Below are 12704 nucleotides of genomic sequence, written 5' to 3'. Positions count from 1 at the left end.
TCACTTCACATCCACCATCACCGTGGGCGCGATGCGCAGCAGGCTGATGGTGGCCGAGCGGCCCATGAACCCGCGGGCCTCTTCAATGGCCTCGGTGAGCGTGTCAGTGCGGTCCCAGCCCATCAGGGCGGGGACGTGGTTGTTCTCCGCGCCCGCGACAATGACCTTGCCTACGTGCTGGCGGCCATTCTCGCCCCAGTACCACATGTAGAAGGGGTGCACGCCGTGGTAGGCGTTGCCCTTGCGGTACAGGTGCACGTAGCTGGGGTTCTCCGCGAACTCGCGCTCGTACTTGTGCTCCAGCTTCATGGAGTCGCGCGTCTCCGGCAGCAGCCGGTGGAAGAACTCGATGTAGCTGGGGTGGTGCTCCGGGTCGAACTCGTCGTAGGCCGGGTGCAGGAGGATGAGCACGCCGCCCTTCTTCACCAGCGGCACGCCGCGGTTCAGGTTGTAGAAGTAGCCCAGCCCCATCACCTGCACCAGCAGCGGGTTGAGGATGGAGTTGACGCTGTACGGGGAGATGAACGGGATGGGGAAGATGACGATGTCGCTCTGCCCCTCCACCGGCACCACGTACTGCTTGTAGCTCGTCTCCAGCGTCTTCGCGTGCGTGGGCTCCGTGGCGCCGGCGTAGACGCCCGTGACGTCATAGGGCGCGGGGACGGAGTTGAGCACCTTGCGCGCCGCCGCGCGCGGCAGCTTGGACAACGCGAAGCGCATGGCCTGGAACTTCAGCCGGTCCGCCTCCGTGTAGTCCTCTTCTTTCTTCGCCAGGAAGTCGGTGGGGCCGCCGAACATGCGGTTGTTCAGCGCCGTTTCGATGTGGAAGACCTTCAGGTGCTTGTCGATGTTGCGCCCGATGCGCTCGTTGCTCTTGTAGAGCGCGCTCGTCTTCGGCTCCATGTAGCTGTCGGAGGCGCGGATGGTCTTCGGGTTGTGGTGGTGGCGCAGCGACGCGTAGTTGGACACGCCGGTGCCCATGGACTTGTGCCCGCCGTTCATGGGCACGAAGTTCACATTCACATAGACGATGAGGTCGCTCTCCGCCACGCGGCGGTTCACCGACACCTCTTCACCGTGGGACGTGCGCTCCAGCGCGACCATCCCGTCCGGGTCCTCGGCGTCGTGGTTGTAGTAGCGGTCCGGGTAGTAGGCGTCGAAGATCTTCTCGCCCACCATGCGCTTCATCTCGCCTTCCGTCATCCGGCGGTGCAGGGCGTTGGCGATGATGAGGTGCACGTCGTCCACGCCGCTGTCGGCGGCCAGCTCCAGGACGATTTCCAGGATGGTCTGCCGCACGTCCGGCGTGACCATGGGCGGCAGCGGTACGCTGATGTCGTCGATGACGCACGTCAGGCGCATGCCCGGCTTGAGGAGCGCGTGCAGCGGCTCCATGCCCTCCGGGTTGTTTATGGCGTAGCGGATGGCGGCCTTGACGTTGGGCACGCCGGCCAGGGGCGGGCGCGGGAAGATGACGCGCGTGCCGACCGGAAGGTCTTCCTGCAGGAAGTTCTCACCGTGGAACAGCACGCGCGGGGGGCTGCCCTTCTCGGTGATGACGACCTGGCTTTCCTCGTCGTACAGCTTCTGGAGCGTCTTGAACGGGCGCATGGCGTGGGGGCTCTTACTTGAGGTCGAGGATGGGCCAGTTGTAGGCGCGCGCGATGGAGCGCAGCCGCAGGTCCGGGTTCACCGCGGTGGGACGGCCCACCACCGCGAGCATCGCGTAGTCAGAGGCGCTGTCGGAGTAGCCGTGGCACTTGTCCAGCGACAGGCCTTCCTTGGTGCAGTAGGCGCGGATGGCGTTCGCCTTGTTCGCGCCTTCGATGATGGGCGGAATCACCTTGCCGGTCGCCTTGCCGCCCACGAACTGCATCTTGTTGGCGATCATGTCGTCGGCGCCCAGGTGGCGCGCCAGCGGGCGCATGGTGAAGTCCAGCGCGCCCGTGACGAGGACAATCTTGCAGCCGCTGCGGCGGGCCTGGTCGATGAGGTCCTGCGTCTGCTCGAAGAGGGCGGGCTGCAGCACGTCCTCGAACATGTCCTCGGCGATGGTGACCAGGCGGTCTTCGCTCAGGCCCGCGTAGTAGCGGTAGAAGAACTCGTTGAACGTCTTGCGGTCCACCGCGTCCATGACACCGAAGAGCGGCACACTGAGGGCGGTGCTCAGGGTCCGCCCCGCGATGCCCAGGACGGAGCCGCGGTTCATCGCGTAGTACGCGTAGACGTGGACGACGTTCGTCTTCACGAGCGTCCCGTCGACATCGAAGAAGGCAGCTTTCGAGGACATGGGGCTGCGGGCTTCCTGACACTTCGAGGGGGGGGAGGTCAATGATGCCGGGAGTTTGGCGTGCCTCCCGGCGGCTCGGGGGGAGAAGGGGCTACAGCCAGCCCTGCTCCCGGTACCACTGCACGCTGCGACGGATGGAGTCCGCCAGGTCGCGCTGGGGGTGAAAGCCGAGCAGCCGCTCGGCCTTGGCCCCGGAGCACGTCCAGGCAGGCGCCAACAACTGCTTCGCCATCTTCCGGCTCAGGGCCAGCTTGCGGCCCGTCAACTGGGACACGCCGTCCGCCGCCGTGGCCATGGCCCGCAGCAGCGCGGGGGACACGCGCACGGTGCGGGGCGTCAGTCCCAGGGCCTGCGCGCCCAGGTCCTGCACCTTCTCCAAGGACAGGGGCTCGCCGGGGCCCGTGCAGAAGAAGGCCTCACCAATGGCCGCCGGGTGGGTGGCCTGCAACAAGAGGATGTCCACCACGTCCTCCACATCCACCATGGTCAACGGGCGAGGGCCGCCGGACAGCTCCAGCCGGATGCCGCGCTGAGCCATCTTGAAGAAGGGAAGGTTCTCCCGGTCCCCGGGCCCCAGGATGCGCGGTGGCCGGGACACCGTGACGGGCAGCCGGTCTCCATAGGAGAAGGCGATGCGCTCCGCCTCCGCCTTGCTCTCCCCATACCATTCGTGGGGCTGGAAGGCGTCTTCCTCCACGTGCGGGCGGGTGGGCGTGGACGGACCGCAGGCGGCCAGCGAGCCCGTGAGCACCAGCCGGGGGCGGTGGCCCGCGGCCACCATGGCCTCGCACAGGTGGCGGGTGCCCTCCGCGTTGACGCGCATGAAGTCGTCGCGTGTCGCGCCGCGGCGAGCGCCCGCCAGGTGGAAGACGACGTCCTGGCCCGCCACCGCGGCGGCGAGCGTGGCGGGCACCGTCACGTCGCCCTCCACCCGCGTGTAGGTCAACCCCGCGAGCCCCGAGGCATCTCCTCCCGGGCGCAACAGGCATGTGACGCTGTCTCCCCGCGCGGCCAGGGCCTTGGCCAACCACATTCCCAGGAAGCCGCCTGCACCGGTGATGAGGGCTCTCATGTTGGGGTTTCATCCAAAAAAACACACCATGACGGCAAGGAGAATCCGGCGACCGCTTCCGGGAGTGATCCACGCCGATAAGGGGTTTCCCGAGGGAAGATAGCGTTCCGGAGGCTGATTTTCGGGCTCCGGACGCGTTCCGAAGAGAAGGCGCGCGAGGGTGCCGAGCGCTCCGGAGGCTGATTCTCGGGCTCCAGCCGCGTTCGTAGAGGAGCGCTCAGAGGGAAAAACGCAGGAGAGGGCTGTTTTTCGGGCTTGGGCGTGCTACTTCTACGCCGCAACGGCTCTCGCTTCACATAAGCAAAGCCGTACAACGTCCCCTTCGGAGGGGAGGAGACTCAAGACGAATGGCCGCCAAGAAAGCTGCTGCGAAGAAGGCTCCCGCCGCGAAGAAGGCTCCCGCTGCGAAGAAGCGCACGCCGAACGCGTCGTTCATGAAGGAGATGACGCCGTCTGCCGCGCTCGCTGAGATCGTCGGCGCGAAGCCGCTGCCGCGCACCGAGGTTGTCAAGAAGCTCTGGGCCTACATCAAGAAGCAGGGCCTGCAGGACGCGAAGAACAAGCGGCAGATCAACGCCGACGACAAGCTCAAGCCCATCTTTGGTGGCAAGAAGAGCGTCACCATGTTCGAGATGACGGCGCTGGTGAACAAGCAGCTGAGCTGAGCATTGGCCGGGGCCTCCCGGTGGCCGTACTCGGGGCTCGCCGCGACAAGCGGCGGGCCCTTTGCATTTCCAGGGGTTGGCGTGTCGGCGCGGAGCGTTGGATAGAGGGCGGACGCGTTTCTGCGTGCTGGCGGTCGGCGGTCGGGCGGCCTACCTCTGCGCCACATGTTGCTCGACGCCTTGGAAGAAGAGGGGTCCGCCTCGAATGGGGCGGGTGGCGCCACGATGACGGCGGAGGCCCTGGCCGAAGGGCTCTACGCACGCATCCAGGCGGAGCTGGATGCGCGTCCGCACACGCCCCTGTCCACGTACCGAGTGCAGTTCCACCAGGGCTTCACCTTCGAGGACGCGCGGCAGGTGGTGCCGTACCTGGCCCGCCTGGGGGTGAGTGACCTTTATGCCTCGCCCTATCTGAAGGCCACGCCCGGAAGCACGCACGGCTACGACTGCGTGGACCACCAACAGTTGAATCCCGAAGTCGGGACGCCCGAATCGCACGCGGCGCTCTGCGCGGCCCTGCGCGAGCAGGGCATGGGGCAGGTGCTGGACGTGGTGCCCAACCACATGGGCATCGAGCGGGACAACCGTCTGTGGTTCGACGTGCTGGAGAACGGCCCGTCCTCCATCTACGCGAAGTTCTTCGACATCGACTGGTCGCCGGTGAAGGAGGAGCTGCGGGACAGGGTGTTGCTGCCGATTCTGGGGGACCAGTACGGCATCGTCCTGGAGCGAGGCGAGCTGAAGCTGTCCTTCCGCGACGGCGCCTTCTTCCTCCATTACTACGACCACCTGCTGCCGGTGGCGCCGCGCCAGTACTCCCGCATCCTCCGCCATGGCCTGGAGCGGCTGGAGTCGCGGCTGGGGGGGGAGCACCCCGGCATGCTGGAGTTCCTGTCCATCCTCACCGCCATCGACTACCTGCCCTCGCGCACCGAGGTGGAGCGGCCGAAGGTGGTGGAGCGCCACCGGGAGAAGGAGGTCATCAAGCGCCGGCTGGCCGCGGTGACGGCGGAGTTCCCGGAGATGCTGGCCTACATCGAGGACAACGTCCGCGTCTTCAATGGCGAGCCGGGCAACCCGCGCTCCTATGACCTGCTGGACTCGGTGCTGGCGGCGTGCAGCTACCGGCTGGCGCACTGGCGGGTGGCGGGCGAGGAAATCAATTACCGGCGCTTCTTCGACATCAACGGCCTGGCCGCGCTGCGCGAGGAGGACCCGGACGTCTTCCAGGAGGCGCATGCGCTCATCTTCCGCTGGCTGCGCGAGGGGCTCGTCACGGGGCTGCGCATCGACCACCCGGACGGCCTCTTCGACCCGACCGCCTACTTCCTGGACCTGCAGGAGGCGTACTTCGTGGAGCGGGCCCACGCGCTATTTCTCCAGACGCATGCGGAGGATGACACGCGCTGGCCGGCGGTGGAGTCCACGCTGCGCGAGCGCTGGCGCGCGGAGGTGACGCAGCAGCCGGACAGCCGGCTGCGCAAGGCGCTGTACGTGGTGGTGGAGAAGATTCAGGGCGGCCGCGAGCGCATGCCCGAATCCTGGGCCGTGCACGGCACCACGGGCTACCGCTACGCCAACGCGGTGAGCGGCGTGTTCGTCCAGCCGGACGCGGAGAAGGCGCTGACGGAGACATACGAGCGCTTCGTGGGAGGGCAGGCGGACTTCGCCGAGCTCGTCTACCAGAAGAAGCTGCTCATCATGCGCGTGTCCATGGCCAGCGAAATCAACGTACTGGCGCATGCGCTCAACGGCATCTCGGAGATGAACCGGCGCACGCGCGACTTCACGCTCAACTCGCTGCGGCGGGCGCTGGTGGAGTTCATCGCCCTGTTCCCCGTCTACCGCACCTACGTGGACGGCTGGCGCCCGGAGCTGGACGGGCGCGACGTGCAGTACATCGAGTGGACCATCCAGCGCGCCAAGGAGCGCAACGCCACCACCAACGCGTCCATCTTCGACTTCCTGCGCGACATCCTCCTGCGCCGCTACCCGGAGCACGCGGATGCGCGCGAGCGGGCGGAGATGCTGCGCTTCGCCATGAAGCTGCAACAGGTGACGGGACCCGTCATGGCCAAGGGCCTGGAGGACACCGTCTTCTACATCTACAACCGGCTGGTGAGCCTCAACGAGGTGGGCGGCGAGCCGGAGCGCTTCGGCGTCCACGCCAACACCTTCCACCTGCGCAACCAGGAGCGCGCGGAGCGGTGGCCGTCCAGCCAGCTCACCTCCAGCACCCATGACACCAAGCGCAGCGAGGACGTGCGCGCGCGCATCAACGTGCTGACGGAGGTGCCGGAGGAGTGGCGCAAGCGGGTGAAGAAGTGGGCCCGCCAGACGGAGAAGGCGGTGTCCCAACTGCCGTCCGGTCCGGCGCCCACGGCCAATGACATGTACCTCTTCTTCCAGACGGTGGTGGGGGCGTGGCCCATGGGCGACGCCCACTCCGCGGAGGAGCTGGCGGACTTCCAGCGCCGGGTGCGCGAGTACATGGGCAAGGCCCTCAAGGAGGCCAAGGTCCGCACCTCGTGGACCAACCCCGACAGCGCCTATGACGACGCAGTGGCGCGCTACGTGGACGCCTGCTTCGACTCGAAGGTGACGGGCTCCTTCCTGGCGGACGTGCGGGAATTCAAGCGCTCCATCGAGCGCGCGGGCCAGTACAACGCGCTGGGGCAACTCGTGCTGAAGATGGCTTCACCCGGCGTGGTGGACACCTACCAGGGCTGCGAGCTGTGGGACTTGTCGCTGGTGGACCCGGACAACCGGCGGCCGGTGGACTTCGGGCTGCGCGCGCGGCTGCTGGAGACGCTGGACGCCGAGGCGGAGAAGGACCGGGCCGCGCTGAGCGCACGGCTGGCGGCGAACCTCGATGACGGCCAGGTGAAGCTCTACGTCCTGGCGGAGTCCCTGCGGCTGCGCCAGCGGCAGGCGGCCCTCTTCCGGAAGGGCGGCTACCGGGCGCTCGAGCTGACCGGCGCCCGGGCGAAAGCGGCGGTGGCCTTCGCCCGCGAGCACGGCGACACGGTGTTGGTGGCCTGCGCGCCGCGTTACACCCTGTCCGCCCTGCAGTCCCCCGAAGGGCTGGCGGGCGCTTACGGCAGCACGTTCCTGGACCTTCCGGAGGCATATGCGGGCATGATGTTCCGCAATGTGTTCACCGGCCGTCAGGTGCGGCCCGAGCGTGGACCGGGTGGTGCGGTGTTGCCCCTGGGGCCGCTCCTGGCGGAGTTTCCGGTGATTCTGCTGGAGAGGAGCGCCGGATGAGGAGGGCCGAGGTGCTTCCAGGGAAGCCGTATCCCCTGGGCGCCACGTTCGATGGGCACGGTGTCAACTTCGCCGTTTTCAGCGAGCACGCGAAGAAGGTCGAGGTCTGTCTCTTCGACCCGGAGGACCCCGCGAAGGAGACGCGCCGCTTTCCCTTGCTGGAGACGACGCACCAGGTGTGGCACGGCTACGTGCCTGGCCTGGCCGCGGGCGCTCTTTACGGACTGCGCGTGCACGGGCCCTACGAGCCGAAGAAGGGGCTGCGCTTCAACCCCCACAAGCTGCTGGTGGACCCGTATGCCCGGGCCATTCACGGTCAGGTGGACTACCAGGCCCCCATCTACGCCTATACGCCGGGCACCAAGGAGGACGACCTCGCGTTCGACACGCGCGATGACGCGGCCGCCGTGCCCAAGGGCGTGGTGATGGGCGCGGACACCTTCGACTGGGAGGGAGATACCCCGCCTGGCGTGCCGTGGCACGACACGCTCATCTATGAAGTCCACGTGAAGGGCTTCACCAAGCTGCACCCGCGCGTCCCGGAGGCGCTGCGGGGCACCTACGCGGGGCTGGCGCACCCGGCCAGCATCGAGCACCTGAAGAAGGTGGGTGTCACCGCGGTGGAGCTGCTGCCCATCCAGCACATCGTCGACGAGCCCTTCCTCATCCAGCGCGAGAAGGTCAATTACTGGGGCTACAACACGCTGGGGTTCTTCGCGCCGGACGCGCGCTACAGCGGCTCGGGTTCGCTGGGCGGGCAGGTGGACGAGTTCAAGCGCATGGTGAAGCAGTTGCACCGCGCTGGCATCGAGGTGCTGCTCGACGTCGTCTACAACCACACCTGCGAAGGCAACCAGCTGGGCCCCACGCTGTCCTTCAAGGGCGTGGACAACGCGGCGTACTACCGGCTCACGGAGAAGGACCCGCGCTACTACCTGGACGTCACCGGGTGTGGGAACTCGTGGAACGCCACGCACCCGTACGCGCTGAAGCTCGTCGCCGACTCCCTGCGCTATTGGGTGGAGGAGATGCACGTGGACGGGTTCCGCTTCGACCTGGCCACCACGCTGGGACGAGACAGGCACGGCTACGACACCCGCGCCGCCTTCTTCCAAATCATCCACCAGGACCCGGTGCTCAGCCGGGTGAAGCTCATCAGCGAGCCCTGGGACGTGGGCGACTTCGGCTACCAGGTGGGCAACTTCCCGGTGCTGTGGAGCGAGTGGAACGGCAAGTACCGCGACACCATCCGCCGCTACTGGAAGGGCGATGACCGGCAGGCGGCGGAGATTGGCTACCGCCTCACCGGCAGCTCGGACCTGTTCTCACTGTCCGGCCGCAAGCCCGCCGCGAGCGTGAACTTCGTCACCGCGCACGACGGCTTCACGCTGCACGACCTGGTCACGTACAACGACAAGCACAACGAGGCGAACGGTGAGGAGAACCGCGACGGCGCCAACGACAACCACTCCTGGAACTGCGGGGTGGAGGGCGAGACGACCGACGCCGACATCAACGCCCTGCGCGAACAGCAGAAGCGCAACTTCCTGGCCACGCTCTTCCTGTCCCAGGGCGTGCCCATGCTGGTGGCCGGCGACGAGATGGGCCGCACGCAGAAGGGCAACAACAACGCCTACTGCCAGGACAACGAGCTGTCGTGGGTGGACTGGGAGCTGAACGACGCGCAGCGCGCGCTGCTGGACTTCACCTGCGCCCTGACCAAGCTGCGGCGTGAGCAGCCGGTGCTGCACAAGCGGCGCTTCTTCCGCGGCGCCCATATGTGGGACAGCGAGCTGAAGGACCTGGCGTGGTTCCGGCCCGACGGCCAGGAGATGCGCAAGGACGACTGGGAGAAGCCCTACGTGCGCTCCCTGGGATTCCTGCTGGGCGGTGACGCCATCACCGCGCCGGACGATGAAGGGAACCGGATTGTGGGGGACACCATCCTGGTGCTGATGAATGCCCACCACGAGCCCATCACCTTCAGGCTGCCCGCTGTCGAATGGGGCGCGGACTGGGAGCTGGTGGTGGACACGGCGTTGGCGGGGGAGTCGCCTCGCACGCATACGCCGGCGGGGGGCACCGTGCAGGTGGTGGGCCGCTCCCTGGCGGTGCTGCGCCGCCCGGCGACGGAGTAGCCCCCGCGGGGCCGGAAGGGGCCCGCTGGACGAAAGCAGGAGGTCCAGCGGGTTTCACGCGAGGGGTCGACGCCCAGTCAGCCCGCCGGTAGGGTGCGCCCCGTCATACCCTGCAACAGGATTGCTACGTGAACACGCAAGTCGCGCTCTGGGTGGGTTTCAACGTCTTCGTCCTCGCGATGCTCGCGCTGGACCTCGGGCTGTTCCATCGCAAGGACCATGCGGTGACGCCGAAGGAGGCGGGCCTCTGGACGCTGGTGTGGATTACCCTCAGCCTGATTTTCTGCGCGGGCATCTGGCACTACCAGGGGCCCACCGTGGGGCTCCAGTGGTTGACGGCGTACGTGGTGGAGTACGCGCTCTCCGTCGACAACCTCTTCGTCTTCCTGATGGTGTTCAGCTACTTCCGGGTGGCGCCCGAGCACCAGCACCGGGTGCTCTTCTGGGGCATCCTGGGCGCGTTCGTCATGCGCGCTGGCCTCATCATCGCCGGCACGGCGCTGGTGAAGCAGTTCCACTGGCTCATCTACCTGTTCGGCGCGTTCCTCGTCTTCACCGCGGTGAAGATGCTGGTGTCCAAGGACGAGGAGATGGACCCGGAGCAGAAGGGCATCGTGAAGTTCGCGCGCCGGGTGCTGCCGGTGGCCCGGCTGGGTGAAGGCAGCCGCTTCATGGTGCAGGAGGATGGCCGCAGCAAGTTCACGCCGCTGTTCATCGTGCTGCTGGTGGTGGAGGCCACGGACCTGCTCTTCGCGTTGGACTCCATCCCCGCGGTGCTGGGCATCAGCCAGGACGCCTTCATCATCTACACGTCCAACGTGTGCGCCATCCTGGGCCTGCGCTCGCTGTTCTTCGTCGTGGCCAGCCTGATGGAGAAGTTCCACTTCCTGAAGGTGGGCCTGAGCGCGATTCTGGGCTTCGTGGGCGTGAAGATGCTCATCACCTTCTTCGACATCCACGTCCCCATCGGAATCTCCCTGGGCGTGATTGCCGGCGTGCTGGTGGCGGCCATCGTCGCCTCGCTGGTGTGGCCGAAGCAGCCGGAGCCGGGACAGGACCGGGAAAGCGCGAAGACGTAGGCAGGGCGCTGGGGCTTCCAACCCAGCGTTTTCCTTGCAAGTGGCCGCCGTTGCCGCCAAATCTGGGGGCATGTCCTCCAGCGCCATCACCGACGGCATCCGCATCACCGTGAAGCCCGCCTACTGGCCGGAGCGCAGCGCTCCGGAGTCCGGGCAGTTCGCCTTCATGTACACGGTGGAGATTGCCAACGAGGGCGACGCGCCGGCGCAGCTCAAGGCGCGCCATTGGGTCATCACCGATGCCACGGGCAAGGTGGAAGAGGTGAGGGGCGAGGGCGTGGTGGGCCGCCAGCCCCACCTGGGGCCCGGAGAGCGGTTCGAGTACACGAGCTGGGCCATGCTGCGCACGCCCTTCGGCACCATGCGCGGCACCTATGACATGGTGCGGCCGGACGGCGCGCACTTCGAGGCGCGCATCGCCGAGTTCGCGCTCACTCTTCCCAACTCCCTGCACTGATGCCAACGCCCACTTCGAAGCGAGGGCTGCTGCTCGTCAACCTGGGGACGCCGGATGCTCCGCAGACGGGGCCCGTGCGCCGCTACCTGCGCGAGTTCCTCAATGACCCGCGCGTCATCGACATCCACCCGCTGGGTCGCTGGGCGCTGCTCAACTTCATCATCCTCCCGACGCGTCCGGCGAAGAGCGCGGAGGCGTACCGCAAAATCTGGATGAAGGAGGGCTCGCCGCTGCTCGTGTACAGCCAGGCCCTGGCGGCCCAGGTGGCCGAGCGGCTGGCGGGGGAGTACGAGGTGGTGCTGGCCATGCGGTATGGCTCGCCCTCCATCCCCGACGGCATCGCGGCGCTCAAGGCGCGCGGCGTGTCGGAGTTCACCGTGCTGCCGCTGTACCCGCAGGAGGCCGCGTCCTCCACCGCGTCCTCGCTGGCGCGCACCTACGAGGTGCTGGCCCAGTCGTGGGACGTGCCCTTCGTGCGCGCGGTACCGGCCTTCTTCGAGCACCCAGGCTTCCTGGATGCCTTCACCGCCGTGGCGCGGCCGGTGATTGACGACGCGCGCGCCGACTACGTCCTCTTCAGCTTTCATGGCCTGCCGGAGCGGCACATGCGCAAGAGCGACCCCACGGGGACGCACTGCCTGTCCACCGCCTCATGCTGTGACGCCATGACGGACGCCAACCGCCACTGCTACCGCGCGCAGAGCTACGCGACGGCGCGGGGGCTGGCCCAGCGGCTGGGCCTGCCGGCGGATGGGTGGAGCGTGTCCTTCCAGTCGCGGTTGGGCCGCACGCCGTGGGTGAAGCCGTACACGGACGTGGTGTTGCCGGAGCTGGCGAAGAAGGGCGTGAAGCGCCTGGCGGTGATGTGCCCGGCCTTCGTGGCGGACTGCCTGGAGACGCTGGAGGAGATTGGCCTCCGCGCGCGGGAGCAGTTCCTGGAGGCGGGAGGGGAGTCGCTGACGCTGGTCCCCTCCCTCAACGCCCACCCGGCCTGGGTGGACGCCGTGGTGCGCATGGTGCGCGAGTCGGACGGGCCGCCTACTGCTGTGGCTGGGCCGTCGGCGTTGGCGCGGGAGCCGATTCCACCGCGGTGAGGCGCAGCTTCAGGGCGCCGGTGGGCACCTGGAGCGCGGCGGCGGGGAAGCCGCCCTTCGTCACCGACGTGATGGTGCCTTCCCAGGAGCGCCACCGCCCGGCCTTCACCAGGAACTCGCCGCGGCCGGTGATGCTCACCTCGGCGCTGGCGCTGGATTCGGGCGTGGTCCGGGGCCGGGGGCGTCCCGCCTCGTCCGCCTCCGCGTCTTCCTCCGCGGCGCGCGCGGGCGAGGTGGCGGGCTCATCCTTCGCGCGGACCTTGCCGGCCAGCTTCTCGGAGATGTCGTACTCCAGCGTGGCCACCTGCTCGCCCCCGTCGGCGGGCGTCAGGCTGGCGAGCTTCACGCGGTTGCTCCGCTCGGGCTGGCCGGCCTGGAACTGGGGCCCCAGCGCCTCCATGAGAATCAGCTCGGTGCCGAGCGACCACGCGTCACCGGTGCCCACCGGATCTCTCGGCAGCTCCAGGACCAGGGTGGCGGTGTTGCGGGTGGCGCCCTGCAGGCCGTCGAGCACGAAGCCGCGCTCGCTCAGCGTGGCCGTGTCCGCGTCGACGTTGCTCCCCACGGGGACGACGCGGAGGCGGTAGTCACCCGAGTCGGTCCGCTCCATGAAGTAGGTGACGGGCCCGGGCGGGGCCGCGG

The 12704-nt window shown here is 67.9% G+C and carries 10 protein-coding genes; 6 read left to right on the top strand and 4 right to left on the bottom strand.

The genetic code is table 11. The features are described from left to right. The 3 genes from FMP39_RS17765 to FMP39_RS17755 all read right to left on the bottom strand — a co-directional run bounded on the left by FMP39_RS17765 (nt 1) and on the right by FMP39_RS17755 (nt 3362). Nucleotides 1-1611, bottom strand: a complete 1611-nt coding sequence (locus FMP39_RS17765) for a lactate racemase domain-containing protein (RefSeq protein ID WP_011551640.1) — start codon at nt 1609-1611, stop codon at nt 1-3. A 13-nt stretch (nt 1612-1624) separates the two neighbouring features. Further along, entirely contained in the window at nt 1625-2290 is a 666-nt protein-coding gene (locus FMP39_RS17760; RefSeq protein ID WP_011551641.1) for an HAD family phosphatase, read from the bottom strand. Between the two features lie 91 nt (nt 2291-2381). Continuing rightward, nucleotides 2382-3362, bottom strand: a complete 981-nt coding sequence (locus FMP39_RS17755) for an NAD(P)-dependent oxidoreductase (protein ID WP_141591560.1) — start codon at nt 3360-3362, stop codon at nt 2382-2384. Between the two features lie 347 nt (nt 3363-3709). On the opposite strand from FMP39_RS17755, the gene FMP39_RS17750 reads away from it, so the two are divergent. The 6 genes from FMP39_RS17750 (at nt 3710) to hemH (ending at nt 12062) form a co-directional block, all read left to right on the top strand. Beyond that, nucleotides 3710-4027: an SWIB/MDM2 domain-containing protein gene (locus FMP39_RS17750; protein WP_011551643.1), complete on the top strand. Its 318-nt coding sequence runs from the start codon at nt 3710-3712 to the stop codon at nt 4025-4027. Between the two features lie 165 nt (nt 4028-4192). Further along, nucleotides 4193-7294, top strand: a complete 3102-nt coding sequence (gene treY / locus FMP39_RS17745) for a malto-oligosyltrehalose synthase (protein ID WP_141591559.1) — start codon at nt 4193-4195, stop codon at nt 7292-7294. Beyond that, entirely contained in the window at nt 7291-9432 is a 2142-nt protein-coding gene (gene glgX / locus FMP39_RS17740; RefSeq protein WP_141591558.1) for a glycogen debranching protein GlgX, read from the top strand. The genes treY and glgX overlap by 4 nt, the downstream gene beginning before the upstream one ends. A gap of 128 nt (nt 9433-9560) precedes the next feature. Next, nucleotides 9561-10511, top strand: coding sequence for a TerC family protein (locus tag FMP39_RS17735; RefSeq protein ID WP_090484325.1), 951 nt, complete (start codon nt 9561-9563; stop codon nt 10509-10511). Nucleotides 10512-10581: 70 nt separating this feature from the next. Continuing rightward, entirely contained in the window at nt 10582-10968 is a 387-nt protein-coding gene (gene apaG, locus FMP39_RS17730; protein ID WP_141591557.1) for a Co2+/Mg2+ efflux protein ApaG, read from the top strand. Then, nucleotides 10968-12062, top strand: coding sequence for a ferrochelatase (hemH, locus tag FMP39_RS17725; RefSeq protein ID WP_141591556.1), 1095 nt, complete (start codon nt 10968-10970; stop codon nt 12060-12062). Before apaG ends, hemH begins: the two co-directional genes overlap by 1 nt. On the opposite strand, the gene FMP39_RS17720 is transcribed toward hemH, so the two are convergent. Then, a partial coding sequence (locus tag FMP39_RS17720; protein WP_141591555.1) for a hypothetical protein occupies nt 12007-12704 on the bottom strand: 698 nt, incomplete at its 5' end. The two genes, hemH and FMP39_RS17720, sit on opposite strands and share 56 nt — an antisense overlap.

Origin of the sequence: Myxococcus sp. AB056, assembly GCF_006547365.1 — a bacterium.
GTDB lineage: Bacteria > Myxococcota > Myxococcia > Myxococcales > Myxococcaceae > Myxococcus > Myxococcus virescens.
The sequence above is the reverse complement of the archived record's forward strand: the minus strand, read 5'-3'. Positions and strand labels throughout refer to the sequence as shown.